The following is a 26,805-nucleotide window of genomic DNA, read 5'->3' on the forward strand; positions in this document are numbered from 1 at the left end:
GCGCGCGTCGGCCGGCTCGCGGCGCGGTGCGGGGCGGCGCGGCGGCGGGGTGCCGCGCCGTGCGTCGCCCCGGCCTGGCTCGTCCTGCCAGGGCCGGGCGGGGCGGCGGTCGCCTTGCCCGTTCCGAGGCGGATGGTCCACGCGGGCGACTCCTCACTCCATCGATCGGGTGGTGCTAGGGGTTGGGACGCATGGTGCCTTCCCCTGGTTGCCGTAGCGTTACACATCCCCCCACGAATGTGTCACGCACCACCCAGTTTCCCGCATGTTCGACGGTTTCGCCTGGTCAGGGCGTCGCATTTGCCGGTTGTCGAGCCGGCAGGAGCGTGCCCGCGGCGGCGAGCAGGGCGAACGCGGCCGTCACCGCGTGGAGCGTCACGCCGAGGAAGCCGGGCGTGCTGCCGTCGGCGGCGAACAGCAGCGAAGGCGCGCAGGCGAGCGCCGTCGCCAGCCACGTGCCGGTCGCCGCGCCGGCCCCGATCCGGATCGTGTGCAGCAGGAAGACCCCGAGCAGCAGGTGCACGAGGCTCTGGATCGGGTCGAGCCGCAGGCCGAGCAGGTCGGCGTCGGCGGCCACCCCGCCGAAGCGGGTCAGCGCGAAGCCGAACACGCCCAGCGTCGCGTAGCCGATCCCGAGCCCGGCCGCGGCCCGGGTGAGCACCGCGGTCCGGCGGCCGGGGTGGTCGGCCGCGCGTGGCTGCCGGACGCCGTGGGAGTGCCGCTCGAACCACCAGAAGACCAGCGTCGCGGGCACCGCGAGCAGCCCGACCGCGACCAGCGTGCGCGGGCGGATCAGCCAGCTGAGCCCGTCGGCGATCCGGCCGGGCAGGTAGACGACGGCGACCAGCAGCAGCATCCCGGCGAGGAACGCCAGGTAGAGGCTCATCGGCGCCCGCAGGACGAACCGGCACGCGCGGGCGACGCCCGGCCGGTCGCCGAGCCTGCCGAGCGGGCGGGCCAGCAGCCCGAGCACGCCGAGCTGGACCAGGCCGAGCAGCAGCACGCCCCACGGCGGCGCGGAGAACGCGGCGGGCGCGCCCGGGCTGCCGAGCAGGACGGGTGGCCCGTCCCGCAGGACGCTCATCCCGGCGAGCCCCGCGACGCCGGCCACGGCGGCCACGGCGAGCAGCCGCCGTGGCGGGCGGACGCCGTCGGCGTGCGCGAAGGCGAGTTGCTGGGCGAGCAGGGCGATGGCGAACGTCGCCGCGTAGCGGGGCAGCGGCGAGCCGGACCAGCTCGCGGCCAGCTCCCCGCCGCCGACCAGGGCGAGCAGGCCGGCGGCCGCGCTCACCGGCGCCCGGCGGTGCAGGGCCAGCAGCGGGGGCGCGCAGACGATGGTCAGCAGGTAGACGCCGAGCAGCCAGAGCGGGTGCAGCGCGATCCGCATCACCGTCGCCGTGGTGCCCGCCGGGCTGCCGAGCAGTTCGAGCGCGAGCGGCGTCAGCAGCGCGACGACGGCGAAGATCAACGCCGGCCGCAGCAGCGGGCTCGCGCGTTCGGCCAGGTAGTGGCGGTAGCCGCCGCCGGCGTCCTGTTCGGCGCGCCAGCCGGCCGCGTTGGCGTGCCCGCCGGCGAAGTAGATGAGCGGGGCGAGCTGGGCGAGCCAGGTCAACGGCCACAGCGCGGGCTCGGGCGCGCCGGCCCAGTGCGCGAGCGCCGCCAGCGACTCGCCGAGCAGCAGCAGGACGACGCCACCGGCGCCGAGCAGCGCCCACCGGCTGACCTCGGCGGGCGCGGCGACGGGCACGGGCGCCCGCGGCTCCCGGCGGGCCCGCAGCCAGCCGCGCAGCCGGAAGACGAGCAGGCAGCCGATCACCAGCACCCCGGCGACCATCGGGCCGATCGGGTCGCCGACCGGCGGGCCCCAGCGCTGGTGCCAGGAGTTGACGACCAGCCCGGCGGAGTAGAGCGAGGCGACGGCCCGGCAGGTGAGCGCCGAGTTCATCGGGTTGAGGTCGCAGGCGTGGTGCATGTCGTAGGACAGCCGGTCGTCCAGTGCTTCGCGGACCTCCGGGCCGAGCGGGTGGCCCTTGCGGTCGGCGTACCGGAGCAGGTCGTAGCCGAGGTCGTGGGCCTTGCACGGCACGGCGTAGTCCCACTTCGTGTTGTCGTCACCCCACGGCGTCGAGCAGCCGCCGTCGACGTGGACGGCGCGGACGGTGCCGTCGCGGGCCGGCATCGTGCCCGGGGTGACGCCGCTGAGCGCGGTGAAGTCCTTCGGCAGCCGCGCGAGCGCGTCGGCGTGCGGGCCCGGGTGGACCAGCGCCTCGATGGCGTTCTGCGCGGCCAGCACGTCACCGGTGGGTGGCCCCTGGTCGGGCGGCGACGGCGGGCGCGACGAGATCAGCCCGAAGGCGAAGACGACCAGCAGGACCAGCAGCAGCCACCCGGACGTCGACCAGGGTCGGCGGGTACGTGGCGGATCGGTCGGTGCCGGCATGGGTTCAAGGGTGCCAGCCCGGTTCGGCGGCCGACATGGGGATAACCGGAGGGCTGCCCGGACGGCTGCCCGTTCTTCCCTTTCGCGGCGGGAACGTCCCGGAGAGACTCGGGAGCGGGGAGGCGCCCGGCGACCAGGAGGTAGCAGTGCGCTCGACCGAGCTCGCCGTGCCCGTGGAGAACACCGTGCGCGCACTGCGCCGGCTCGCCCCCGGAGCCCGCCTGCGCAGACCCGGCACACCGGAGTTGTGCGTGCTCGCCGGCGCGCTGCGGGACTGCGCGCCGCCGGAGCTGGCCCGTGTCCAGCCGGGGCCGGTGGCCCGGGTGGTGCTGGCCGCCCAGCTGCGGGCACTGGATCGGGCGATGACGGGGTTCTTCGCGTGCGACGCGCGTGGTCCGGAGGCTGCTCGGCTGGTCAGGGCCGCGAGGTACGGCCGGGTCCGGCGCGGCCGCCCGCTGCGCACCCGGCTGGCCACCGAGCCCGGCCTGCACGCGGCGGCGCTGGCCTGGGCGGAGGCGCGCGGCTACCGGATCCTGGCGGGAGAGCTGAGCGGGATCGGCGTGGTGCCGGGCGAAGAGGACGGGCGGCGGGCCGCGGAGCTGGCGGTGGCGGCGTTGTTGCCGCGGGCCGAGCCGGGGACGGGTGGGCGTGAGGTGTTGCTGCCCTGGCCGGAGGATGGGTCGCCGCGGCCGGGCGGGGGGTCGGGTGGCTTGCCGTCCGGCTCGGGTGGCTCGGCGGCGGGTTTCGGTGGGGGTGGGGCGTCGGGAGTTGGTGGTTCGGCCGGTTTGCCGCCGGGCCCGGGGGCTGGTGGGGGTGGTGGGTCGGGCTTGGCGCCGGGCTCGGGGGCTGGTGAGGGTGGTCGGTCCGGCCTGCCATCCGGCTCGGAGGCCAGTGGGGGTGGTGGGTCCGGCTTGGCGCCGTGGGATCGGGCCGGTGATCCACCCGCCCCGCCGTCCGGCGCAGGTGCCGGCCGCTCCGGTGAGTCCGGCGGCAGCGCTTTCCTCCACGTCCGCTCGGTGCGCGTCACCGACCACGGCTTCCAGGTCGATGTCCACGCCGATCCGCCCGTCGAGCTCCTCCGGGACCGCGATGGCCTCACCCTCCGGGGCCTGTGGTGGAACGGCCTCGGCCGGATCGTCGACGACCTCGGCCACGAATACCTCCTGCTGGCCAAGGAGGACTCCGCCGGCGGGACCGTCCGGTACCGGTGCCACCCGCGCCTCGCTCCCGGTGCGCGCATCCTGCGGCTCGAATCCGCCGGCTACCGGGGGGAGCGGGTGCGGCTGGAGCCCGCCGAAGCCGGGACCTGTGCCGAGGTGCTCGTCAAGCTCGAACTCACCGTTCGGCTGGGCGGGTGACCGTGTCCGGGGCGAAGCAGACCTGGTCGCGGCCGTTCTCCTTCGCCAGGTAGACCGCCGCGTCGGCGGACTGCAGCAGGCGCTCCAGCGTGTCTCCGTGGCGGGGGTGGCGGGCCACGCCGATCGAGGTCGTGCGGTCGGCGATCGTCGCCGGGTCGCCGCGCTTGTCCGTCGTCACAATGTGCAGCTTGGCGATCGCGGTGCGGATGCGTTCGGCCGCGTCGCGCGTCGCCTCTTCGTCGATGTCCGGCAGCAGAATGAGGAATTCCTCGCCGCCGAAACGGCCGACCAAGTCGCTCGGTCTGGTCACTTCGTCGAGCGTTTGCGCGACGGTGCGCAGCACGTCGTCGCCCGCCGGATGTCCATAGGTGTCGTTAATCCACTTGAAGTGGTCCAGATCGACCATCAGCAGCGACAGCTGATCACCCGATCGAGTCGTCCGTTCGAGCGCCCGCTCGGCCGACTCCGACCAGCCGCGCATGTTGAGAATGCCCGTTTTCGGGTCCGTCCGGACGTCGTTCTGGAGCTGGTCGAGTTCCGCGAGGCGATTGAAGACCACCGTGACCACGGCCATCACCGCCACCATCGGCGGCACGGTGGCAAGCAGAATCGCGGTCACCGCGCCGAGGCCGACGGTGATCGCTTCCAGCATGTTGTCGGCCGGGCTGCCCAGGACGTTACGCAGGGTCGGTTCCGAGGACATGCCAAGCGCCAGTGCCCCGCCGACGTAAACGATCTGGATGGCCTCGTAGATCGCCCCGGCGAGGACGATCGTGCCGAACTCCCAGAGGAAGTCGTTCCAGCCGGAACCGGCGAAATGGGGGCCGAACGCCGTGTAGGTCGCGTGGGCGAGCACGCCCGCGAGACCGTGCGTGATGGACGAGAAAATGAAGTTGTGCGCCGGACGGCGGGCGATGAACCAATGCTGGAGCCGGACGACGAGGATGACGAACAGGATCAGCGGAGCGGGCAGGATCATCGCGGCCGAAAAGGTCCACACCGCGGTGAGGTCGATCAGCACCGTCTTTTTGCGGTTTCGGCGGCGTTCTTCCTGACGCTGGGTCAGTTGAATGTGGACGGTGGCGCCTGCCGCGAGTATTCCGAAGTTCACCCAGTCGCGGCCGGCGAGCGCCGGTGAATGAGCGAGTGAAATGGCGAGTACGACGACGGCAATCGCTTCGCTGCCGAGCATGAATGCGATGACCCGCGGGCGCCGCCGCCACAGCGCCCAGTTCCGCGGCGAGAACGGGTGGCCGCGCCGGACCGTCCCGGGTGGACCACTGGCCGTGGTCACCCGGTCCGGCTCGTCGCGCGGCGGCCGCGGCCCCCCTCGGTCCGCCGGTTCGCCGCCGCCGGTCACGGCGTCGTCTGCTCCGGGATGCAATTGGTCACCTCCTTTCCAGCGTACGTGGGGTGCTGAGTAATCTCATCGGTACCTGCCAGAGTGTTCACGCATTCCGTGGGCGGGTACCATCCCACTGCAACGGAACTCCCGAGTCCCCGGCGGAACTGCCGGGAACGCGGGCCAAAAGCATCTTCAGGCTCCCCACACGGAGGTGGCACCGTTGAGCAACCGCGATCTGTGATGCGCCAGCGAATTGTCGTCCGCCATTACCCGCGAGAGGTGGCACCCGTGCGCAACCGCGACCTGTGACCGGCTGAATACCATTCATGATCTTGACTGCACGGAGAGGTGGCTTCCGATGGCCAACCGTGACCTCTGAACCGCGGCTCATGACAGCCGTGGCTCCGGATCCGCCCCACCCACCCGGCGCCAGGCGAACGCCACCGGCACGGCCAGCAGCAGTCCCACCGCGCCCGCGAGCGCGACGGTCGTGTACGCGGAACCGACCGCCTGCGCGACCAGCCCGCCGACGCCCACGCCCACTCCCTGGGCGACCCGCAGCCCGGTCCGGTACAGACCGCCCGCGCTGCCCCGGATGTCGTTCGGCACCCACGTGATGAACGTGGCGGACACCGTGATGACGTACGCGCCCGTGGCGCCGGCCAGCGCGAGCAGGACCAGCGCGAAGGCCAGGTTCGGCCGCAGCGCGAACGCCGCCAGCGCGGCCAGCGGCAGCGCGGCCAGCACGCCGAGCAGCTTGCGGCGGTGCTCGGTCGTGACGAACCGCGACAGCAGGAACGTCCCGGCCACGAAGCCCAGCGGGTCGGCGGCCAGCAGCCAGCCGACCGCCTGGTCGCCCACGCCCAGCTGCGCGGCGAGCGGCGCCGCGAGGCCCTCCGGGATCACCGCCAGGCCGACGAGCCAGGACAGGTAGAGCAGCACCCGCAGCCGTTCGTCGCCGAAAACCTGCCGGACGGCGCCGAACCACGGGGCGCCGCCGTTGCCCGCGGCGGGCCGCCGCAGCACCAGCAGCCGCACGGCGACCGCGGCGACCAGGAACGTCAGCGCGTCGATCGCCAGCGCCCACGACGTCCCGATGGTCGTCACCAGCAGCCCGCCGGCGGCCAGGCCGGCCAGCATCGCCGTGTTGTTCGTGATCCCGCGCAGGTCCTGGCTCTGCAGGTAGACGTCGTCGTCGGCGAAGACCTCGCGGCCGAGCGCGTTCTGCGCCGCGTTGCCCGGCGCGTTCGCCAGCCGCGCGAGGACGAACAGCGCGAACAGCCAGCCCATCGGCATCCCGGGCAGGGCCATCAGCCCGATCAGCACGGCCTGCGCGAACGAGCCGGTCACCAGCACCGCGCGCCGCGGGAACCGGTCGGCGAGCTGGGCCAGCCCGAGCCCACCGGCGAGCGCGGGCAGGAACGTCAGGGAGTAGACGACGGCCGACAGCAGCGGCGACCCGGTCCGGTCGAAGGTGAGGATGGCCAGCGCGACGATGGTGAGCTGGTCACCGAGCATCGACTGCGTCTCGGCGAACCACAGCGCGCGGAACTCGCGGTTGGCCAGGACGGCCCGGAGCCGGGGTGTCGCGCGCGTCGTCACCTCGTAACCACCGTCCCCCGATCGAGTGAACATGGACCGCTCGCATTGTGCCTCTCCGGTGACGACCCCGTCCGGGGGAGTCACGCTCCGACCACCGGGAAGCACCCACAGTATGCCGCCGGTTACGCGCCGGTGTGGCCGGAATCCGGCCCAGTCACCCCCTCGTGACCGGCCCGCGGGTACGTCCGGGCTGATCGAACCCGGCTCGCTCGGCGCAGGGCGGCGGCCGCTCGTCGTCGTGCCGATGCCGTGTTGGACCGAATGGGCCAAGACTGGACAGTGAGCCGGCCGGGGTGGACGGACCGCGCGCCGCCGGCGCTGCAGATCGGGGAGAAGCATGGACGGGTTGATGCAGGGCAAGGCGGTCGTGGTCACCGGCGCCGGCCGCGGCCTGGGCGAGGCGTTCGCGGTGCACGTCGCGCGCGCGGGCGGGGCAGTGGTGGTCAACGACGTCGACGCCGAGCTGGCGGAGCGGACGGCGGAGAACATCCGGCTGCACGGCGGCCGCGCCGTGGCCAGCGGGCACAGCGTGGCGGAGGCGGGCGAAGCCCAGGAGATCGTCGACCTGTGCGTCAAGGAGTTCGGCGGGATCGACGGGCTGGTCAACAACGCCGGGCTGAACTACGAGGCGCTGCCCTGGGAGGACGACGCCGAGGCGGCCCGCGAGCTCGTGCAGGTCAACGTCCTCGGGGTGGTGAACACCGGGCTGGCCGCGATCAAGGCGATGGTCGACGCGGGCACCGGCGGCTCCATCGTCAACATCTCCTCCGGCGCGTCACTCGGGCAGCGCAAGCTCGGCGTGTACGCGGCGAGCAAGGGCGCGGTCGCGTCCCTGACCTATTCGTGGGCGCTCGACCTCGAGGACGTCGGGATCCGCGTCAACGCCGTCTGCCCGCTCGCGCACACGCGGATGGTGTGGAAGTCCGAACGCTCGCTGCGCGCCTGCCCGCCCGACCGCACGCCGTCGCGGATCGCGCCGGTCGTGCTGTTCCTGCTCGGCGAGGGCTCGCACGGCATCACCGGCCAGATGATCCGGTGCAACGGCCCGCAGCTGCACGTCATGGGCCAGCCGTTCCTCAAGCAGCCGATCCTCGAGCGCCCGGTGTGGGACACCGAGACGGTGCAGAAGGCGTTCGACGAAGTCTTCTCCGCCCACCTGGAGAACTACGGCCTGGAGAAGCGTGTCCCGCCGCGGCTGCGCAAGTGGACGGAGTCGACCTCGCCCCGTACTGCCTAGGACCCGGCGGCCGGCTCGGGGTCGCGGGCCGCCGCGTAGAGGGCCTCGATGTCGGCCGAATACCGGTCGTTGATGACCCGGCGCTTGAGCTTGAGCGTCGGGGTCAGCTCGCCGGATTCGGGCGTCCACGCCTTTGGCAGCACGTGGTAGCGCTTGATCTGCTCGATCCGCGCGAGCCTGCTGTTGGCCGACTCGACCGCGCGTTCCAGCTCGGCCCGCACCGCCGGGTGGTCGGCGAGCTCCTCGGGCGTGGCCTCGACGCCGTTCGCCGCGGCCCAGCCAGGCGCGATCTCGTCGTCGAGCACGATCAGCGCCGTCACGTACGGGCGGTCGTCGCCGATCGCGACGGCCTGGCCGATCAGCGGGTGCTCCTTGAGGAGGCCCTCGACGCGGGTCGGCGCGATGTTCTTGCCGCTCGAGGTGATGATCAGCTCCTTCTTGCGGTCGGTGATCGTCACGAACCCGTCTTCGTCGATCGTGCCGATGTCGCCGGTGGCGTACCAGCCGTCGGCGTCGGTGGCGTCGGCGATCGTCCCGTCCTCCTGGAGGTAGCCGAGGAACACGATCGGCCCGCGCACCAGCAGCTCGCCGTCCTCGGCGACCTTCACCTCGACGCCGTCGACCGCCTTGCCGACCGTGCCCGCCCGGAACGCCTCGGCGGAGTTGGACGTCGCCGCGCCGGTCGTCTCGGACAGGCCCCAGACCTCGCAGATCTCGATGCCGAGCCCGGCCAGGAAGTAGATGATCTCCACCGGCAGCGCGGCCGCGCCGCTGGAGGCGACGAGCACCTTGTCGAGCCCGAGCAGCGCGCGGATCGGCGCCAGCGCGGCTTCGTCGGTCTGCCGGATCTTCTCGGCCAGCTCTTCGGGCACCGGCTTCCCGGCGCTGCGCAGCTTGTAGCCCTGCTGCAGCAGCTCGTTCGCCTGCAGCAGCGCGGTGCGCTTGTCCTCGGGCACGCTGCCGAGCATGTTCTTGAGCCCGGCGACCATCTTCTCCCACACGCGCGGGACGCCGAAGAAGCTCTGCGGGTGCACCTTGCCGAGCGCGCCGACGACCCCCGTCGGGTCGGCGAGGGTGTGCACGTGCCCGGCCCAGACGATCGGCAGGTAGATCGACAGCTCGCGCTCGGCGATGTGCGCGAGCGGCAGGTACGCGATGTTCGTCGCGTGCATCGGCGGGTGGTGCAGCTTGGTGACCGCGTACGCCTGGTGGATCGCGTTGCGGTGCGAAAGCACGACGCCCTTCGGGTCGCCGGTGGTGCCCGAGGTGTAGATCATGGACAGCGGGTCGTCCGGCTTGATGTCCTGCCACGAACGCTCGAACGCGTCCGGGTCCGCGGCAAGCGCTTCCCGGCCCTGCGCCCGGAGCGTGGCGAGGGAGAGGAAGCGGTCGTCGCCTTCGGGGATCGCGGCCTCGTCCATGACGACGATGCGGCGCACGGCCGGGAGGTCGTCGAGCACCGGCCGCCAGCGCGCCAGCTCGGTCTCCCCGCCGAGCACCACGACCGGCGCCGCGCTGTGCCGCGCGACGAACCGGATCTGGTCCGGGCTGAGGGTGGCGTAGGCGGTGCAGGGGATCGCGGCCAGGTGCGTCGCGGCGAGGTCGGCGACGATGTGGTCCGGGCAGCCGGGCGCCATGATCAGCATGCGGTCACCGGCGGCGAGCCCCAGCCCGGCCAGCCCGCGGGAGACCTCGGCGATCGCGGTGCGGAACTCCCGCCACGTCAGCGTCGGCTGTCCTTCGATGTCGAGCGAGGTGATCGCCGGCAGGTCCGGGTATTCGACCGCGTTGCGGTGCAGCAGCCGCGGGATCGTCTGGCCTTCGGTCTGCTCGGCGACGGACGGGGTGGTCAACGCTGGCCTCCTCGGTGCTCCGGATGGCCACACTGTAGGGGCTCCCGGCGCAGGTGGATAGAGAATCGCGGCCACGTGAAGCGTCGCCGTCGAACCGGACAAAGCGGCCAGGTCCCCACGACTGTCCACTGTGTACACGGGCGTTCGTGGCGGAACCGCGCTTCAATGGGAGGACCACGGACACTGGGGGGACCGATGACGCGGTCGGCGCGCGAGCTGCTCGAGGAGATCCAGGCCGGACTCGCGCCGCGCGACGGCGACAACCGGCTCGTCCCGCTGATCACCGCGGGCCGGGCGCCGCGTGCGGTGTTCGCCGCGCTCGCCGCGGAGGAGAAGCTGATCACCCTCAGCGACTGGCGGAGCTTCCACGCGCTGGCGGCCCGGGCCGACGAGCCCCACGCGCGCACCTTCTTCGGCGGGCTCGCGCCTGGTGAGCTGCAGGCGAACGGGATGCTGGACGACCTGCTCGCCGCCACTGGTCCGGACCACGGGAAGGAACTGCCGCGCGCGGGCTGCCAGATCTACCCGGCCTACGTCGCCTGGCTCGCGCTCAACGGCGAGTCGTCGGCGACCGCGGCGGGGATCTTCGCCAACTTCGCCGCCTTCGGCCGGTACTGCCGGGACGTCGCCGCCGGCATGCGCGAGCACTACGGGTTCACCGGCGCGCAGTGCGCGTTCTTCGACTTCTTCGCCGCGGACGTCCCGGAAATCGAGGAGCAGGCACTCGCGGCGGTCCAGGCCGGTCTCGACGCGCGCCGGCTCGACGAACGCGAAGCACACCGCTACGCGCGGCTGTTCCAGAGCTACGAACTGCTCTTCTGGAACACCCTCGCCGACGAGTTCCCGGGCTGACCGGCCCGCCGCGGCCGCGGAACCGGTACCGGGACCACCGCAGCGTGATCGTCCGGCTGCGCATGCGGAATTGCGGGAATTCCCGCTCGGTCTCCGGTGAATCCGCGGCCGCGTCGGCGAATCCTGCGCATTCCGCTTTTCCGGGGGTGTCTACTCCGGACGAACGGGCCGCGGGACGGCATGCACGGACGTCCGTGATGTTCGTCACCGAACGATTCGGCGCTGTCGTACGTAGTGGGCGCCGGCCGGGCCGCGCGGGGGTCCGGGAGCGCTTCCGTTACTCACATACGTGCGTGGAACGAAAGTGGTCGTGCGACGAAGGTCACGACTTACGGTGGTGGACTTTCCAAGCGCAGGCAGCGAGTGTTGAGCGGTCACCGTTCCAAGATCACGTTATCGCCACGGACTTGACGCGCCCTGGAGGGCTGCCTAACGTCGTCGCGGGCGAAGCAGACCACGGTGATGTTGATCCGGCTGGTCGGAATCCGGGTGTTGACCGCCTCGGGCGACCCGAAACCATGTACTGCCGGAAGGAAAACGGACCCAGGTGAAGCAGATTTCTCTTCGACGCAACCGGGGCTCCTCGATTCGGAAGCGCGTGCTCACCATCGCGCTCATCCCCAGTGTGGCCCTCCTGCTGGTCGGCGTGGCCCTCGCGGGCTACCTCATCTACAGCGCGGTCACCGACCGCGACTACACGACCCGCCTCCGGAACGCGGAAGCACCGGCGATCCCGTTCTTCACCGCACTGCAAGCCGAGCGGCAGGCCAGCCTGGCCCTGCTCGCCGGCCAGGGCTCGCAGCGCGCGGTCCTCGCCCAGGCCAGGCCGAAGACCGACGCCACGGCGGCGAAGGTGCTCGAGTTCCTCAAGAACGACTTCGCCGACCGTTCGGACACCCCGGCGAGCGTGCAGCGGAACATCGCCACGTTCTTCGGGCTGTTCCAGCAGCTGCCGCAGACCCGCCAAGCGGTCGACAGCGGGCAGATCCAGATCGGCAAGACGTTCAGCTACTACAACCAGATGCTCGACCAGTTCACCGAAGGCGTGGCTGGGCTGACCCAGAACACGAACGGCGCGCAGAACGCCTTCGACCGGCTCAACTCCATCCCGTTGTTCACCGCCGCGGATGCGATGGAGCGCAGCGACGCCCTGGCCTCCGCCGGGCTGGCCGCAGGCGGGCTGAGCGACGACGACTTCCGTGCCTACACCGCTCAGGTCGGTGCCTACCACGTGCAGCTGGCAGCCTCGGCACCGAAGCTCATCCCCTCGGTGAAGGCGAAGTACGACGAGCTGATGGCCAGCCAGGCCTGGCAAACGGTGACGCAGGTCGAGAACGCGTTCGCGCGTGGTGACCTGAGGAAGCTGCCGGTGCCGCAGGACCAGTGGCGGACTGCCGCGGGCCAGGTCGGCGGAGCGCTGATGGGGATCTTCGTCGCGCAGCACTCGAACTTCAGCCAGCAGGCCATCGACGAAGCGGACTCGACGTTCACCCAGTCGCTGATCGCCGGCGTGGTCGCCGTCCTGTTCGCGGTCTTCGTGGTCTTCGTCGCCGTCCGGCTGTCGAACCGGCTCATCGGCCGCCTGCACCGGCTGCGCGAGGACACCCTCGACGCGGCCGAGGTCCGGCTGCCCGAGCTGGTCGCCCGCGTCCAGGCGGGCGAGCCCGTCGACCTCGAAGAGGGCGGGCACTTCCTCGACCACGGCACCGACGAGATCGGCCAGGTCGCCGACGCCTTCAACAAGGCGCAGCAGACCGCCATCGCGGCCGCCATCGACGAGGCGAAGACCAAGGAGGGCACCAAGACGGTGTTCCTCAACATCGCCCACCGCAGCCAGGTCATCGTGCACCGCCAGCTCAAGGTGCTCGACCAGGCCGAGCGCAAGCAGGAGGACCCGGACCAGCTGGACACCCTGTTCCAGCTCGACCACCTCTCCACCCGCGCCCGCCGCAACGCCGAGAACCTGATCATCCTCGGCGGCGGGCAGCCGGGCCGCCAGTGGCGCAACCCGGTCGGGCTGGCCGAGCTGGTCCGCGGCGCCTCCGCCGAGACCGAGGACTTCGCGCGCGTCAAGACTGCGGTGCTGCCGCAGATCGCCATCCGCGGGCCGGTCGTCGGCGACCTCGTGCACCTGCTCGCCGAGCTGATCGACAACGCGACGTCGTTCTCGCCGCCGCAGTCGCGGGTCGAGATCCGCGGCAACGTGGTCGGCAAGGGTGTCGTGATCGAGGTCGAGGACCAGGGCCTCGGGCTCGAGCCGGACCAGACCGAAGAGATCAACGCGATGCTGGCGGACCCGCCGGACTTCGGGATCATGGCGCTGTCGGACGAGCCGCGCCTGGGCCTGTTCGTGGTCGCGCGGCTGGCCGCCCGCCACGGCATCCAGGTGCACCTGCGGGAGTCGGCCTACGGCGGCACCCGGGCCATCGTGCTGGTGCGCACCGACCTGCTGGCCCCGCTGGCGGAGTCCGAGCCGGAGCAGCCGATCACCCCGCCGAAGCCGGAGCTCGTGCCGAACCCGGTCGAGCCGGAGACCACGGCCAACGACGAGGTCGCGCCGCTCAAGCGGCCGGTGCGCCGCCCGGCCGCCCGGCACCGCACCGAGGCGCCGGCCGCGCCGTCGGCCCCGGCCGCCGCGACACCGACGGCTCCCGGACCCGTGTCGCAACCGACGGTGGCCCAGCCGACCGTGGCCGTCCCGCCGGTCACCGTCCCGCCGCCGGTCCCGGACCGTTCGCCGTCCTCGCAGCCGCCGTCCGCGCCGACGCCGGTCCCGGTCGGGTCCGTGTCGGAGCCGGTGAGCCAGCCGACCCAGGCCCAGCCGGTGGCCGCGGTCCGGCCGCCCGCGCCGCCCAACCGGACCTCGCGCCCGGCCCGCCCGGCCGCGCAGCAGCCGGTGTGGCCGCCGCAGGAGCCGCGGGCCGCGGCGACGCCCGAAAGCCGCCCGCAGCAGCCGCGCCGCCCGGAGGCACCCGGCCGGCCGCCGCTGCCGCAACGGCGACGCCAGCAGAACCTCGTGCCCCAGCTGCGGGAAGATAAGCCCGCACAGGAACGCGAAGAGGTCCGGCTGGACTCGCCGGAGGCCGCCCGCAGCAGGCTGTCCGCCTTCCAGCAGGGCACCCGGCGGGCCCGTGACGAAGAGTTTTCCGAGAACGACGACAGGTACGGAGAGCGCGAGTAATGGTCAACTCAGGCGCCCACGAGCTCGACTGGCTGCTGGACGACCTCGTCAAGCGGGTCGCCGGGGCGGACCGGGCGGTGGTGCTGTCCTCGGACGGCCTGCTCATCGGGCGGTCGGGCAACCTTTCCGAGGAGGACGCCGAACACCTGTCCGCGGTGGCTTCGGCGTTCCAGAGCCTGGCCCGCGGCACCGGGCGGCACTTCGGCGGCGGCAACGTCCGTCAGACGATGGTCGAGATGGACCACGCTTTCCTGTTCGTGACCGCGGCCGGGCGGGGCGCCTGCCTCGCCCTGCTGGCCCGCGAGGACGCGGACATGGGGCTGGTCGCGTACGAGATGAACCTGATGGTGAAGCGGGTCGGGCAGGTGCTCACCTCCGCCCCGCGGACCGCCGGCGCGCAGCCCACCGCGCCATGAGCGCACGGCACGAGGCCTGGTTCGACGACGAGGCCGGCCCGCTGGTCCGGTCCTACGCCGTCACGGGCGGTCGCACGCGGTCGGACACGCTCGGGCTCGACCTCATCACGCTGGTCGTCGCGCTGCGCACCGCGCACGAAGCGGGCATGCTCGAACCGGAGTACGCCCGCATCATCGCCTTGTGCCAGCGGCCGGTCTCGGTGGCCGAGGTGGCCGCCCGGGTCGATCTCCCGCTGCCCGTGGTGAAGGTGATGCTCAGCGACCTCATCGAGCAGAACCTGGTGCTGTTCCGTACCGCGGCACCGGTCCAGGAAACTCCCAACCGACACGTATTGCAGGCGGTTCTTGATGGCATCCGGAAACTCTGACCCCCGGCGGAACCTGACCGCGACCGCGGTCAAGGTACTCATCGCCGGCGGGTTCGGGGTCGGCAAGACCACGATGGTCGGTTCGGTGAGCGAAGTGCCGCCACTGCGGACCGAGGAGGTCATCACCACCGCGTCCGAGGGCGTCGACGACCTCTCCGGTGTCGAGCAGAAGACCACCACGACGGTCGCGCTCGACTTCGGCCGCATCACGATCAACCCGGACCTGATCCTGTACCTGTTCGGTACGCCGGGCCAGGACCGGTTCTGGTTCATGTGGGACGAGCTGGCCGAGGGCGCGCTCGGCGCCGTCGTGCTGGCCGACACGCGGCGGCTCGACAGCTGCTTCGCCGCGGTGGACTTCTTCGAGCGCCGCAACCTGCCGTTCGTCGTCGGCGTGAACTGCTTCGACGGCGCGTACCGCTACGGCACGGAGGAGGTCCGGCAGGCGCTCGACGTCGGCATGGACGTCCCGCTGCTGCTGTGCGACGCCCGCGAGCGCGAGTCGACGAAGCAGGTCCTGACCAGCCTGATGGAACACGTGATGGCGCGGTCCGACCTCGCGGCCGCCCAGGGCGGCTACTGACCGGACCGCGCCTGGGGCCTCACCGACGGCGCTTGATCAGGTTGTCGAGCGCGAACCGGCCCGGGCCGACCGCGGCGAACAGCAGGAAGACCCACGAGTAGACCGCCGACGGCTCGCCCATGTTCTGCAACGGCAGCAGGCCCATCGGGGCGTGCACGGTGAAGTAGGCGTAGGCCATCACGCCGGAGAGCAGGATCGCGGCCGGCCTGCTGGCGAGCCCGATCAGCAGCAGGACGGCGCCGGCGAGTTCGAGCACGCTGCCCCACCAACCGGGCCAGGAGCCGAACGGGACGCCGCCGCCCTGGCCGTCTATCCCACCGAAGAACCCGAAACCCTGCAGGCCGTGGAAGCCGAACAGGAACGAGATCACGATCCGGCTCGCGCCGGTCACGATGCCGGTGACCTGGGTCTTGGCCGGGGCGGTGGTGGAGCGGGCTTCGCGGGCGATGGTGGTGGTCATTGGTTGTTCCTTCCCTGGGTTCCGCTTGCTTCTGCCTACGCGTCGATCGGGACCCGGCGCGTTCGACACCCGCGCGGAAAAATCTTGGGAGACTTTCTCCATGGCGGGTAAACACAGTGCCGGGCTGCTGCTCTACCGCGGCCGCGGCGAAGACGTCGAGGTGCTGCTCGGGCACATGGGCGGGCCGTTCTGGGCGAAGAAGGACGCGGCCGCGTGGTCGCTGCCCAAGGGCGAGCTCGACCCGGACGAGCTCCCGGAGAAGGCGGCCCGGCGCGAGTTCGAGGAGGAGCTGGGCCTGCCCGCGCCGGACGGCGAGTACGTCTCGCTGGGCGAGGTGAAGCAGTCAGGCGGCAAGGTCGTCACGGCGTGGGCGGTCGAGGCCGACCTGGACCCGGCGGCGGTGGTGCCCGGGACGTTCACGATGGAGTGGCCGCCCCGCTCGGGCCGTCAGCAGGAGTTCCCCGAGGTGGACCGGGTCGCGTGGTTCCCGCTGGCGGACGCCCGCGAGAAGCTGCTGAAGGGCCAGCTGCCGTTCCTGGACCGGCTGTTGCCGCTGGTCAGCGGCTGAGCAGGGCTTCGAGCGGCTTGGCGGTGAACGACGGCAGCACGACGTCGGCCTGCCCGAAGTCGAGACTCGCGGTGATGGCGTTCGGCACGGCAACGCAGGTGAGCCCGGCGGCCTTGGCGGCGGTGACGCCGTGCGGGGTGTCCTCGAAGGCGATGGTTTCGGTCGCGTCCGCCCCGAGCGCGTCGAGGGCGGCGAGGTAGAGGTCGGGATCGGGCTTGGCCTTGTGCAGGTCGCCGGTGAGGACGGCGTCGAAGTAGTGGTCGATGCCGAGCCGTTCGAGGTGCGGGTTCACCCAGGCCCCGGACGAGCTGGAGGCGACGGCCAGCTTGATTCCCCTCGCGCGCGCGATTTCGAGGTAGTCACGGACCCCTTCACGCGGGCCGAGGTCTTCGAGGAGCTTCAGGACGTGGGCCCGCGTCCTGGGCCGCAGCGCCTCCGGATCGATGCCGGGAGCGTGCTCAGCGAGCAGGGCGAACATGGCGGGCGTGGTGTGCTGGGTACCGATGACGGCGTACCAGGCTTCCATCGGGAGCTCGGTGCCGTGGTCGCGGAAGACCTCCTGCCACGATCGCAGAACGGCGGACTCGGTGTCGGCGAGCGTGCCGTCGAAGTCGAAGACCAGGGCGCGGGTGGGCACGCCTGCACCCTGCCCGTTCGGTGATCGTTCAGGCAAGCCGGTTGTGACCAGGGTCCGCTCAGGCCAGGAAGAACTCCTTGAGCACCGGTGCCAGCGCCGCCGCCTTCACGATGTGGGTCTGGCCCGGCAGCGTCCGGTACTCCGCCGACGGCAGCACCTTCGCCAGCGACGCCACGCCGTTGCGCATCCAGTCCGGGCTGCGGCCGCCGTCGATCACCAGTGCCGGGACCTTCACCTCCGGCCAGGCTGCCGGCAGGGGCTTGCCCGCCTGGTGGTCGATCACCATCGCCGTGTCGTACGGGAGGGTGTGGGCCACCCGCTTGAGCTTCGGCCAGAACGGCATGATCCGCATCATCGCCACCATGGCCCCGCTCAGCCCGACGCCTTCGGTCATGAACATCTTGACCGCCTTGCCGCGCTTGTCCTCCTTCAGTGCCTGGTTCAGCCGGGCCGCGTAGCCCTCCGGGACGCGGGGGCGGGTGCCGTCGACGATGAACGGCGGCTCGTACAGCGCCAGCTTGCGCACGGGGAGGCCGGGCGCCGCTTCGAGGGCCAGTGCGACGCCGGACGAAATGCCGAACAGGAACACCTCGCCGCCCGCCTCCTTGACGATCGCGGCGAGGTCCTCGACCTCGCGCTCGACCGCATACGGCCCGGTGTCGCCGCTTTCGCCTTTGCCGCGGCGGTCGTAGGTGTACACGGTGAAGTGCGCGGCGAGCTCCTTCGCCAGCGCGTCGTTGGGGGACGAGCCGCGGTAGCACATCGCGCCGTCCACGAGGACGAGCGCGGGGCCGGACCCGGCGCGGGTGTAGGCGATCTTCGTGCCGTCTGCGGAGATTGTCGTTGTCATGGGGACAGCCTGACTGCCGACGCATCGATCTGTCAAGACAAAAAAATTTGTCGGTAGGGGCCGCGCAGGACCGCGCGCGGCGGCCGAGGGGCGGACGTCAGGCGGAACGCAAGGTCAGCAGCGTGATCTCGCTGGGCGCGAAGATCCGGAACGGCGGACCCCAGAACCCGGTGCCGCGGCTGTTGTACAGCTGCGTCGGCCCGTGCCGGGTCAGCCCGGACAGCGTCGGCTGGTCGAACCGCACCAGGAGGTGGAACGGCCAGATCTGCCCACCGTGCGTGTGCCCGGAGATCTGCAGGTCGACGTCGGCTTCACGGCTCTCGCGGATCTGCTTCGGCTGGTGCGCCAGCAGCACCACCGGGACGCCGTCGGGCCGGCCGGCCAGCGCCGCGGCCAGGTCGGGACCGTGGCCGGGCAGGCCGGACGCCGCGCCGGTCGGGTCGTCGATGCCGGCGAACAGAATGCGGTCGCCGTCGCGCTCGAGCAGCGTCGAGCGGTTGTGCAGCGTGTCCCAGCCGAGCCCTTCCATGTGGTCGAGCCACGCCTGGGCTTCGCCGAAGTACTCGTGGTTGCCCGTGATGTAGAACCGCCCGAGCCCGGCCTGGACGCCGCCGAGCGGGTCGACCTGCTTGCGGCGCTTGGCCACCGCGCCGTCGGCGAGGTCGCCGGCGTGGCAGACGACGTCCGCCTGGAGCGCGTTGACCGCCGCGACGACCTGCTCCGACCACTTCGTCCGGTCGATCGGCCCGAAGTGGGTGTCGGTCAGCACGGCGACGCGCAGGCCGTCGAGTCCCGGCCCGAGCCGCGGGATGACGACGTCGACCGCCTTCACCGGCGGCACCCGCATGGCGACGCGGTTGCCGTGCAGGAGCAGCCCGGCGGCGATCAGCGCGGTGGCGCCGGCGACGATCCGCGACCGCGCCGGGTCGTCGACGCCGAGCAGCGCGACCCGCAGCACGAGGCTCAGGATCGACCAGCTGAACAGCACCCAGATGACGGCGAGCAGCGAGTCGCCGAGGCGGGCGGCGCCGTCGCTCTGGTGCCGGGAGTGGCCGCGGAACATCGCGACCGGCATGGTCACCAGGCCCAGCGCGAACAGCGCCGTCCCGGCGATCGTCGCCGCGGTACCCCAGTCCGGCGCGAGCACCAGCGTCCACCAGGGAACGGTGAACAGCAGGAGCACCGCCAGCAGCGGCACGACGACTAGTTGGCCTCTCATCGAACCAGATTACAGCCCATCGGGCTGTTACCGTTTTCGCTACGCTGGCGGGGAAGGAAGGGGGACGCCGTGCACACGTTGCTCGAGCTCGCGTTCCCCGCGCTGGTCAGCCCCACCGCGCTGGTCGCCTTCGCCTCCCTGGCCGCCGCGAGCCTGCTGGTCGTGCTGCTGGTCGGCAGCACGCAGCGCGCCGAGCTCGCGTTGTGGTCGGCGCCGGTGCGCAGCCGCGCCACCGCGTTGCGCCGCCGGGCCCGCCGCGCCGAGTCGATCCGGCTCCGCGACCCGGGCAGACCCGGCCGCAGCAGGCCACGAGCACCCGGTTCCCGCAGCACGGCTGCGTAGAACCACTTCGACGCAGCCATTCCGCTCACCCTCATCCCTCTCACTCAAGCGGAGTGCTGCCCATGTTCGGCTTTCTCGACGTGCCCGTCGAAGGCGCGTACCACCTGATCCACGCCCTCACCGGCCCGCTCTCGACGCCGCTGGCCATCGTCGTCTTCACCCTCGGGGTGCGGCTGCTGCTGCACCCGCTCGCCCGGTCGGCGGCCCGCGGCGAACGGGCCCGGACAGCCCTCCTGCCGGAGATCCGGGCGCTGCAGGAGAAGCACGGCCGCACGCGCCACACTCGACGGGTGACTCGCCGGCTGGTTGTCCACAATTCGGTGGGGCTGTGGACGACCGGAGCTTCAGCAGGGCTGGTCCCCGATTTCCGTCGGGGTGCCTCGATACGCTGGAAGCGGGGGCAGCCCCCAGGGAGGGCGGGTCGTGCTGGGCGCCCGAAGATCGTCGGCGGCCCGCTCGTGTTCGTGATCGCGGCCGGGCTCGCCGTCGTCGCGTGGTTCTCGGTCCGCCTCCAGCCCGTCCCGGAGAACCCGGTTCCGGGCGGGAAACTGGTGCGGCTGCTGCCCTACGGCACTGTGCTCGCGACGCTCGTCCTGCCGCAGGCGGCCGGGATCTACCTGCTCACCACGACCGCGTGGAGCGCGGCGGAGCGGGCATTGCTACGACGCGGCTCGTGAGCGCCGCCAGTCCTCGACCGCCTCTTCGACGTCCACCAGCGCCACCGTGAGCGGCGGTCCGGTGTGGTGGTTGAGGTAGGCCTTGCGGATCCGGGCGTTGAGGTCCGCGACGACGTCCCGGACCTGCTGTTCGGTCCGCTCCCCGGCGAGCCGCTCCGGCAGGTCCTGGACTTCGCGCTTGAGCGCGAGTGCCGGCGGCAGCAACGCCTTCGTGTCGTGCCCGCCCTTCCGGACTTCGCGCAGCACCCAGTCGGTCGCCGCGTCGTTGCCGGTGGGCTTCGGCAGCGGCTTGCCGGTGCCGGGCAGGTTGTCGAACTCGCCGCGCTCCCGGGCTTCAGCGATCTGCCGGTCGACCCACCAGCGGAAGGACACCTTGGGTGGTTTGCGCCCGCTCATCTCCTCGCACCCCCTCCGTCTGCTTCCAGGGTAATGTCCGAACGACAAGCGAGGGGACCGCATGACCGTCGAACGCAGTGGCGCCGAGGACGTCGACCGGACGCTCGCGCTGCTCTGGCGCGCCCGCGGCGCCGCCGCCGAACCGACCAGGGGCCGTCGCCCGACGCTGACGATCGAGCGGATCGTCGCCGCCGCGATCACGGTCGCGGACGCCGACGGGCTCGCCGCCGCGTCGATGCACCGCGTCGCCAAGGAGCTCGGCGCCGGCACGATGACGCTCTACACCTACGTGCCCGGCAAGGCCGAGCTGGTGGACCTGATGGTCGACGACGTGCTCGTCGGGCGGCGGCTGCCCGGGCCGGGGGAACCGCGGCACGGGGACTGGCGCGCGCAGGTGGCGCTCTACGCCGAGCGCACCCGGCGCGCCTACCGCGACCACCCGTGGCTGTGCGAGGTCTCGCGCGTCCGGCCGCCACTGGGCCCCGGCCAGCTGGCGGGCCAGGAGTACCTGCTGTCGATCATGGACGCGCTCGGCCTGCCGCCGCGGCAGGCGGTCGCGGCGGCCAACGGGATCGGCACGTACGTCGACGCGAACGCCGCGCTCGACGCGGAGAACACCCGGCTGGAGCGCAGCACCGGCCAGTCGACCGAAGCGTGGTGGCACCAGCGGTCGTCGTTCTGGGAGAACTACTTCGACGTCGACGCGCACCCGGCGATGAACCGCATCTGGCTCGGCGGCGGCTTCGACGACAGCGCCAAGGCGCAGGGTGACACGGCGTACGAGTTCGGCCTGAACCGGATGCTCGACGGCATCCAGGCCCTGGTGGACTAGCGCCGGCTGCGCCGGCGCAACCGGCGCCGCTCCTGGCGGGGCACCTCGGCCATCGGCTCCGCGCGGAGGACGTCCCGGCAAACCGGGTCGAACCGGCCGGGTTCCTCGATCATCGGCGCCGCCAGCACGACGTGCCCGCACACCGCGCGGAACCGCCCCTCGTGCCGCCCCACCGCGAACTCGTCCTCGGTGACGGCGTGCGTGTAGCCGTCGGTGTCGCAGCGGATGTGCACCAGGAACGGCGGCACCGGGCTCACCCGGCCGGGCTGGTCGAGGTGGTTTCGGTCGGGGCGCTCTCCGAGCCGGCCGCGGCGGTCGTCGACGCCGGCGGAGTGGTGCTGGTCGTCGTGGGCGGCGGCGTGGTGGGCGTCGACGGCGGTGTCGTCGGCGTCGTCGGGTTCGTGGACGTCGGGGTGGTCGAGGTCGGCGTGGTGGACGTCGGGGTCGTGGACGTCGGGGTGGTGGGTGTCGTCGACGTGCCGGGCAGCGTCGTGCCCGGCGGCGGGTTGACCGGCGGCGCGGGCGGTGCCGGGAGGCCGACCGGGGCACCGGCCGCGGCGGCGTCCGGGGCGTTGGGCGCGCCGATCGGCACCTGGCTGTCGGGCAGCTGGGCCACCCCGCCGCGGTAGGCCGCCGCCCACGCGAGCACGGTGTCCACATAGGACTGTGAGTTGTTGTAGCGGCGCACGGCGATGCGCTGCCCGGAGTCGGTGGAGAGGTCGAGACCACCCGAGCACAGGTAGCGCGCGGCGGCCAGCGCCTCGTCGTAGATGTTGTTCGGGTTGGACACGCCGTCGCCGTTGCCGTCGGAGGCGTAGCCGCGCCACGTCCCCGGGATGAACTGCATCGGGCCGACCGCGCGGTCCCACACGACGTCACCGTCGTACCTGCCGCCGTCGGTGTCCCGGATCGCGGCGAACGGACCGGCGCCGTTGAGCACCGGGCCGAGGATCGGCTCCAGCGTGTCGCCGAGGGCGTTGACGTACCCGCCGCGGCCGTGGTTGGACTCGATCCGGCCGATGCTGGCGAGCAGCGCCCAGTCGAGGTGGCAGTTCGGCTGCTCCTTGGCCAGGATGTCGGCGGCGTTCTTGTACGCCTTGAGCATGCTCCCCGGGATGCCGAGCGACCCGGAGATGCCCGCGGAGCCGGCGCGCCCACCCGGCACGACCAGCGGCTCGGGCAGCGGCGGCTGGGGCAGGCTGCCGTCGACCGCGATCGGCGGCATGACGATGTTCGGCTGCTGCGGCGAGGGAGCGGCAACGGCCTGGTCGGGCAGGTTGTCGCCGGCGTTGGCGACCACGACGGGCGCGGGCAGGCCCGTGGTCAGCGCGGGCAGCACGACGAGCGCCCCGCCCGCGAGCGCGGCCGCGGTCCGGCGGACCGAACGCGCGCTCCTGCGACGTGGCCGGTGCTTGGGCATGGTCGTCCCCGCTTCCCTCGATCTGTCGCTGATCGCCTCACTCGATCGGCCTCACCCACCGGTACTGACCGGTAGGAGCAAGCTATCCGATGGAACCGAAGTTTGGCGAATGCCACAGCCAAATCTGCCCTCGAGGGAGAAGTTCGTCTGGATGGCACAAAACCTTCGTAGGAAATCTGTCAGATTCACCAGGACTTAACGGGGACCTGCGGAGAGTTCGCCCTGACGGGACGCCCGGGGCGGCGCGCCCGCGGTGAGGCGTGCCCGGGGCAACCGCCGGACGGGCGATCCTGCGGCCGACGTCACCCGTTCGGTACCGGGGGCCGGTGTCGTGCCGGGTCCTCGCCGGGCTCCGCGGCGGCGGCGAGTTCGGCCGGCATCGTGTTCTCCGGGCGTGCCGGCTGTCCCTGTGCCAGGTCCGGACCACCCGTTCGGCTGTCGAACTCTACGCGTGTGGGCAGCGTCCGGCGCCCGCCCGGCGGTTGAACTCTGCGCGCGTGGGCGGCGTCCGGGCCGCCCGTTCGGTGGTCTGTCGCTGCGCGTGCGGGCAGCCGCGCGGTCGCCGCCGAGCGCGAGCGCCGGTGACCCGGGGCTCGCGGATCTCAGGAATGATTCGCGCGTGAAAGCGCTTTCTGGCGACGCGCCGGCCCGCTGGTGGCGTCCGGACAGCTCGTGTCGCTTTTCCACTAATGCGGCGTCATGGTCGTTGTTCCCTCCTGTTGCTCCTTGGTGCCCCGGCGGCGGGCACGGTGCCGCATGTGGACGGTGGCGGCAGGCTCGGGTGAACGAGTCTTTACACGGACTTGAAGCGTTCCTATGATCGGCCGTCCGGACGCGTTGCCGCCCGTCCGGACGGCCCAGGTGGAGGGTTTGATGGCACGTAGGGCTCCGCGCCGAGAGCAGGTCACCGTCGCCGAGCTGCTGGGGCGGCCCGACGTACCGCGCGACCGGTACCGCGACGACGACACCGTCGTGCTCCCGCGGGCGCGCCACCGGGAGAAACCGCAGGTCCTGCGGTCCCTGACCCGGTTGCGGATGTTGTCCGTGGTTGCCGGGGCGCTGGCGTTGACGGGCGGGGTCAGCGCGGCGGTGTCGATGCCGGCGCAGCACAACGCGGGCGGGTCCGGAACAGCGGCCGGCCTGGAGCCCCCGGCGGTGGCGCTGGTGCCGTTGCCGGCGGACGTCGTGGTGCCCGCGGCCAAGCCGGTCCAGCCGGCTCCGGAATCCGTAGCACCGCCCGCGCAATCGCCGGGAATTGCCCAGCCGGCCGAGGTGCCGGAATCGAATTCCGTCAATCCGGCTGTGCAGCGCGGAAAGCTGGCTCGCGCAGTGAAAGTCGTCGACAAGGTCAAGGAGTCGGTGAAGACGAAACCGAAGCCGCCGAAGCCGTCGGACCAGGCGGCGCCGGTGCGCCACGACATCCCGGAAATCCCGGTCTGGTCGCGCGGCCGCCCGGGAAACCCGGACGGCCAGGCAATCTGGGGCGGCCGCCGTCCGGCGGGCTTCCCGGACGCGGGCCGCCGAGCCGGCGGCTTCCGCGACCCAGGGCACCACCAGTGCGGTGGCGGAGGCCGGCACCGCCGCTGAGGTCAGGAGCCGAGCGGGATCTGGTACTGCATGAAGCCCTTGTCGAGCGCGACCTGGTCGTAGAGCCGCCGGGCGGTCGTGTTCGAGGTCTGGGTGTGCCAGTAGACGCGCACACAGCCCTGGGCCCGAGCCCAATCGGCGACGGCTTCGATGAGGGCCCGCCCGACGCCACGTCCGCGGGCGTTGGCGTCGGTGAAGAGGTCTTGCAGGTAGCAGACATCGGCGGAGGTGGTGCTGACGTGCGTGAAGAAGTGGACGATGCCGACGAGCGCGCCGTCATCCCACGCGCCGAGAGCGTGCATCCGCTCGCCGCGCGCGAATTCCCGCCACGCCCGGTCCACGAGTTCGGGCGCGAGGGTTCGGCCGTAGAACGTGTTGTAGCCGGCGAACAGGTTTTCCCAGGCCGCGCGGTCTTCTTCGGTGAGGCCCCCAATGGTGATCATGGACCGAGGCTAACGCGCGGGGGACACGCACCGGACACAACTCGCGAGTAAGGTGACGAACCCGAATCGAATTCATAGAATCGGGACCCCGACCAGCAAAAGCAGCGGAGGTTCCTGATGGCGCGCCCGGCGCACCGTGCCACTGGCAGACCCGTCACGGTGAGCGAGCTGATGCTGCGGCCGGACGTCCGCGGCCGGCGCCGCCCGGAGGACCTGGAAGTGCTCGAGCTGGCGTACCGGATGCGCCGCCGAATCGGCCCGGAGGCCGAGACACGGGTCCCCTCGCCGGGCGCTCGTGCGCTGGCTGTGGTTACGGGGCTTTGGCGCCGCAGGTCGAGGTAAGTGGTGGTTGCTGCGCGGGCTTCGGCCGGCGTTGGTGGGGGTTCCTGTCTGCTTGTGCCGTTGGCTCGGTTGAGGCCACGGTGGGGGTGGAGAGTTTCCGTCTGCTTGAGCTGCGCTAGTCCGGGTGGACCACGGTGGCTGGCGGGGGTGGGGAGTTCCTGTCCGCTTGTGCCGCGCTAGTCCGGGTGGACCACGGTGGCTGGCCAGTGGAGGCGGAGGTGGGATTTCCTGGCTGGTTGTGCCGCGCTGGCTCGGATGGGTCGAGGTGGCCGGCTGGGGGACTGTGGTGCGGATTTCCTGCTTCCGCCACGCTGGCTGCGTGAGGTCACGGTGGTTGGCCGGCGGAAGCAGTGGGGAGCTTCGGTAGGCCGCTGGCCGTGGTGTGAGTTTCCCTGCCCGCCTGCGGTGGGCTTCGGTGTTCGTTGGTGGAAGCCGGTTGGGCTCATGCGTGTTCCTGCTTGGTCGCGCCGCGAAGGTAGTGGGCTTGGTCAGCGGGAACGCGTGGGTGTGGGCCCGTAGCCGTGGGGCTGCGGGCCTTTCCCGTATTCAGGCTGTGAATGGCAGTGGTTCGTGCAGGTTGTTCCGCCGGGGTCTTCGGCGCCGGTCGATGAACACCGGTGGCAGGAACTCCGGTAGCCCGTCGGCGGCGATGCGGACTTCCCAGCCGGAGCGGTGCAGGAGCCGGTGATGGTGGGCGCACATCAGCACCAGGTTGGTGAGATCGGTGGGGCCGCCGTCTGCCCAGTGCCGGATGTGGTGACCTTGACAGTGCCGGGGTGGCCGATGACAGCCGGGGAAGGCACAGCCCCGGTCGCGGAGGAACAGGGCGCGGCGCAGTCCGGCGGAGATGAGGCGGCGGAGTCGGCCGAGGTTGAGGGGTTCACTCTTGTCGCCGAGCACCGCGGGGATGATCATGGCGTCGCAGGCATGCACCCGCGCTTCGGCCGCCGTCATCGTCCCGGTATCGCCAAGGGTCGCCTTGCCGACACCGGATTTCAGGTCGTTCAGGGAGACCGCGACCATGACGTGGGCGCGTTCCCCGGCCTGCATCGGCAACTCCGGAGAATTCAGAGCCAGGTCGACGGCATCGGAGAACGCATCCCCGTAACGCTGCGGGGTGGTGCGGAAGTCGGGACCCTCATCCCCGGTGCGACGCTCGGCCAAAGCGTCGAGCAATGCGTGGGCGCGGGTGCCGGTCTCATCATCGAACCGGCCACTCAGTTCCCAGATCCCGGTTCTTTTGCGACGGAGGAACAGTTCCCGGGTGGGGGCGGTGGGTTCGGTGTCGTCGGGGGCGGGACCGTCGGGAACCAGGTGGGCGAGGATACGGGCACCGAGGGCAACGACCTGCTTGTGCCCGGCCTCCTCAGCGAAAGCCAGCAGGTTGGCCTCGGCACCCGCGCAGTGCTCGGGCGGAACCTGGCTCAGTACAGAGGTGATCACGTCGATCATCGGGTTGCTCAACCGCCCAGCCCGAGCCGCAACCCCGGTGGCGGGAGCCAAGGCAGGGATGGGGCTGCCGTCGAGGTTGCGGCCGGGGTTGAGCAGGCGGGCGCGTTTGATCAGCCGTTCCGTAGCCGGCTTCGGCATATCGGCCAGATGCTCCAACAACCGGGCAGCAGACCGGTAGCCGAACAGCTCCATCACACCCCGCTGCTCGATTTCCACCAGCACCGCACCAAGTTCGGCCTCAGCGGACCGCATCGACGCGACTAGCTCACCGATGCGGTCGGCGAGAGCCACCGCCTCGGAGGAGAGAGCCGCGTCGTTGGTCATGTCTCCAAGCTACCGGCGATC

At 71.8% G+C, this 26,805-nt stretch carries 25 protein-coding genes; 12 read left to right on the forward strand and 13 right to left on the reverse strand.

Annotated features, from left to right (window positions below):
• Positions 1-286: 286 nt before the first annotated feature.
• Positions 287-2,440, reverse strand: coding sequence for a phospholipase A2 (locus tag I4Q55_RS27515; protein WP_206791644.1), 2,154 nt, complete (start codon positions 2,438-2,440; stop codon positions 287-289).
• Between the two features lie 146 nt (positions 2,441-2,586).
• Between I4Q55_RS27515 and I4Q55_RS27520 the strand changes: the two genes are divergently transcribed.
• Positions 2,587-3,798 (forward strand): hypothetical protein, encoded by a 1,212-nt coding sequence (locus tag I4Q55_RS27520; protein WP_206791645.1) that lies wholly within the window; start codon positions 2,587-2,589, stop codon positions 3,796-3,798.
• On the opposite strand, the gene I4Q55_RS27525 is transcribed toward I4Q55_RS27520, so the two are convergent.
• On the reverse strand, positions 3,776-5,182 hold the full coding sequence (locus I4Q55_RS27525) for a GGDEF domain-containing protein (protein ID WP_374194495.1): 1,407 nt from the start codon (positions 5,180-5,182) through the stop codon (positions 3,776-3,778). The two genes, I4Q55_RS27520 and I4Q55_RS27525, sit on opposite strands and share 23 nt — an antisense overlap.
• A 348-nt stretch (positions 5,183-5,530) precedes the next feature.
• Positions 5,531-6,778, reverse strand: a complete 1,248-nt coding sequence (locus I4Q55_RS27530; RefSeq protein WP_206791646.1) for an MFS transporter — start codon at positions 6,776-6,778, stop codon at positions 5,531-5,533.
• Positions 6,779-7,082: 304 nt separating this feature from the next.
• Between I4Q55_RS27530 and I4Q55_RS27535 the strand changes: the two genes are divergently transcribed.
• Entirely contained in the window at positions 7,083-7,982 is a 900-nt protein-coding gene (locus I4Q55_RS27535) for an SDR family NAD(P)-dependent oxidoreductase (protein WP_206791647.1), read from the forward strand.
• On the opposite strand, the gene I4Q55_RS27540 is transcribed toward I4Q55_RS27535, so the two are convergent.
• On the reverse strand, positions 7,979-9,835 hold the full coding sequence (locus I4Q55_RS27540) for a long-chain fatty acid--CoA ligase (RefSeq protein WP_206791648.1): 1,857 nt from the start codon (positions 9,833-9,835) through the stop codon (positions 7,979-7,981). The two genes, I4Q55_RS27535 and I4Q55_RS27540, sit on opposite strands and share 4 nt — an antisense overlap.
• Before the next feature lie 195 nt (positions 9,836-10,030).
• Here I4Q55_RS27540 and I4Q55_RS27545 point away from each other — a divergent pair, with 195 nt between their 5' ends.
• The 5 genes from I4Q55_RS27545 to I4Q55_RS27565 all read left to right on the forward strand — a co-directional run bounded on the left by I4Q55_RS27545 (position 10,031) and on the right by I4Q55_RS27565 (position 15,235).
• Positions 10,031-10,687 (forward strand): transcriptional regulator, encoded by a 657-nt coding sequence (locus tag I4Q55_RS27545; RefSeq protein ID WP_206791649.1) that lies wholly within the window; start codon positions 10,031-10,033, stop codon positions 10,685-10,687.
• A 598-nt stretch (positions 10,688-11,285) separates the two neighbouring features.
• On the forward strand, positions 11,286-13,868 hold the full coding sequence (locus I4Q55_RS27550) for an ATP-binding protein (protein WP_206791650.1): 2,583 nt from the start codon (positions 11,286-11,288) through the stop codon (positions 13,866-13,868).
• Positions 13,868-14,284 (forward strand): roadblock/LC7 domain-containing protein, encoded by a 417-nt coding sequence (locus tag I4Q55_RS27555; protein ID WP_043776694.1) that lies wholly within the window; start codon positions 13,868-13,870, stop codon positions 14,282-14,284. The genes I4Q55_RS27550 and I4Q55_RS27555 overlap by 1 nt, the downstream gene beginning before the upstream one ends.
• Positions 14,281-14,652 (forward strand): DUF742 domain-containing protein, encoded by a 372-nt coding sequence (locus tag I4Q55_RS27560; RefSeq protein ID WP_004561733.1) that lies wholly within the window; start codon positions 14,281-14,283, stop codon positions 14,650-14,652. Before I4Q55_RS27555 ends, I4Q55_RS27560 begins: the two co-directional genes overlap by 4 nt.
• On the forward strand, positions 14,633-15,235 hold the full coding sequence (locus I4Q55_RS27565) for an ATP/GTP-binding protein (RefSeq protein ID WP_004561734.1): 603 nt from the start codon (positions 14,633-14,635) through the stop codon (positions 15,233-15,235). The genes I4Q55_RS27560 and I4Q55_RS27565 overlap by 20 nt, the downstream gene beginning before the upstream one ends.
• Before the next feature lie 19 nt (positions 15,236-15,254).
• Here I4Q55_RS27565 and I4Q55_RS27570 read toward each other — a convergent pair whose 3' ends face one another.
• Positions 15,255-15,695, reverse strand: a complete 441-nt coding sequence (locus I4Q55_RS27570; protein WP_206791651.1) for a DoxX family protein — start codon at positions 15,693-15,695, stop codon at positions 15,255-15,257.
• Positions 15,696-15,795: 100 nt separating this feature from the next.
• Here I4Q55_RS27570 and I4Q55_RS27575 point away from each other — a divergent pair, with 100 nt between their 5' ends.
• Positions 15,796-16,263, forward strand: coding sequence for an NUDIX domain-containing protein (locus tag I4Q55_RS27575; protein WP_206791653.1), 468 nt, complete (start codon positions 15,796-15,798; stop codon positions 16,261-16,263).
• Here I4Q55_RS27575 and I4Q55_RS27580 read toward each other — a convergent pair.
• From I4Q55_RS27580 to I4Q55_RS27590, 3 genes are all read right to left on the reverse strand, one after another.
• A complete protein-coding gene (locus I4Q55_RS27580) occupies positions 16,253-16,900 on the reverse strand; it encodes an HAD family hydrolase (RefSeq protein ID WP_206791654.1) in 648 nt (215 codons plus the stop codon). The two genes, I4Q55_RS27575 and I4Q55_RS27580, sit on opposite strands and share 11 nt — an antisense overlap.
• 58 nt (positions 16,901-16,958) lie before the next feature.
• Entirely contained in the window at positions 16,959-17,750 is a 792-nt protein-coding gene (locus I4Q55_RS27585) for an alpha/beta fold hydrolase (protein ID WP_206791655.1), read from the reverse strand.
• A gap of 97 nt (positions 17,751-17,847) precedes the next feature.
• Positions 17,848-18,969 (reverse strand): metallophosphoesterase, encoded by a 1,122-nt coding sequence (locus tag I4Q55_RS27590; RefSeq protein ID WP_242546861.1) that lies wholly within the window; start codon positions 18,967-18,969, stop codon positions 17,848-17,850.
• A gap of 69 nt (positions 18,970-19,038) precedes the next feature.
• Here I4Q55_RS27590 and I4Q55_RS27595 point away from each other — a divergent pair, with 69 nt between their 5' ends.
• Positions 19,039-19,311 (forward strand): DUF6412 domain-containing protein, encoded by a 273-nt coding sequence (locus I4Q55_RS27595; protein WP_206791656.1) that lies wholly within the window; start codon positions 19,039-19,041, stop codon positions 19,309-19,311.
• A gap of 62 nt (positions 19,312-19,373) precedes the next feature.
• Positions 19,374-19,988: a preprotein translocase YidC gene (locus I4Q55_RS27600; RefSeq protein WP_206791657.1), complete on the forward strand. Its 615-nt coding sequence runs from the start codon at positions 19,374-19,376 to the stop codon at positions 19,986-19,988.
• Here I4Q55_RS27600 and I4Q55_RS27605 read toward each other — a convergent pair.
• Positions 19,971-20,384 (reverse strand): DUF1992 domain-containing protein, encoded by a 414-nt coding sequence (locus I4Q55_RS27605; RefSeq protein WP_206791658.1) that lies wholly within the window; start codon positions 20,382-20,384, stop codon positions 19,971-19,973. The two genes, I4Q55_RS27600 and I4Q55_RS27605, sit on opposite strands and share 18 nt — an antisense overlap.
• A 61-nt stretch (positions 20,385-20,445) precedes the next feature.
• Between I4Q55_RS27605 and I4Q55_RS27610 the strand changes: the two genes are divergently transcribed.
• Entirely contained in the window at positions 20,446-21,216 is a 771-nt protein-coding gene (locus I4Q55_RS27610) for a TetR/AcrR family transcriptional regulator (RefSeq protein ID WP_206791659.1), read from the forward strand.
• Here I4Q55_RS27610 and I4Q55_RS27615 read toward each other — a convergent pair.
• Together I4Q55_RS27615 and I4Q55_RS27620 are read right to left on the reverse strand one after the other, a co-directional pair.
• Positions 21,213-21,473 (reverse strand): hypothetical protein, encoded by a 261-nt coding sequence (locus I4Q55_RS27615; RefSeq protein WP_307793320.1) that lies wholly within the window; start codon positions 21,471-21,473, stop codon positions 21,213-21,215. The genes I4Q55_RS27610 and I4Q55_RS27615 overlap by 4 nt on opposite strands.
• On the reverse strand, positions 21,470-22,636 hold the full coding sequence (locus I4Q55_RS27620) for a lytic transglycosylase domain-containing protein (RefSeq protein ID WP_206791660.1): 1,167 nt from the start codon (positions 22,634-22,636) through the stop codon (positions 21,470-21,472). The genes I4Q55_RS27615 and I4Q55_RS27620 overlap by 4 nt, the downstream gene beginning before the upstream one ends.
• An 873-nt stretch (positions 22,637-23,509) precedes the next feature.
• Between I4Q55_RS27620 and I4Q55_RS27625 the strand changes: the two genes are divergently transcribed.
• Positions 23,510-24,223, forward strand: coding sequence for a hypothetical protein (locus I4Q55_RS27625; protein ID WP_242546862.1), 714 nt, complete (start codon positions 23,510-23,512; stop codon positions 24,221-24,223).
• Positions 24,224-24,225: 2 nt separating this feature from the next.
• Here the strand turns inward: I4Q55_RS27625 and I4Q55_RS27630 are convergent, their stop codons facing one another.
• The gene (locus tag I4Q55_RS27630) at positions 24,226-24,666 is read right to left on the reverse strand and encodes a GNAT family N-acetyltransferase (protein WP_206791664.1); all 441 of its coding nucleotides are present in this window, start codon (positions 24,664-24,666) and stop codon (positions 24,226-24,228) included.
• A gap of 888 nt (positions 24,667-25,554) precedes the next feature.
• Positions 25,555-26,784 (reverse strand): HNH endonuclease signature motif containing protein, encoded by a 1,230-nt coding sequence (locus I4Q55_RS27635; RefSeq protein ID WP_206791666.1) that lies wholly within the window; start codon positions 26,782-26,784, stop codon positions 25,555-25,557.
• Positions 26,785-26,805: the final 21 nt, after the last annotated feature.

This window comes from Amycolatopsis sp. MtRt-6, from assembly GCF_017308975.1.
GTDB lineage: Bacteria > Actinomycetota > Actinomycetes > Mycobacteriales > Pseudonocardiaceae > Amycolatopsis.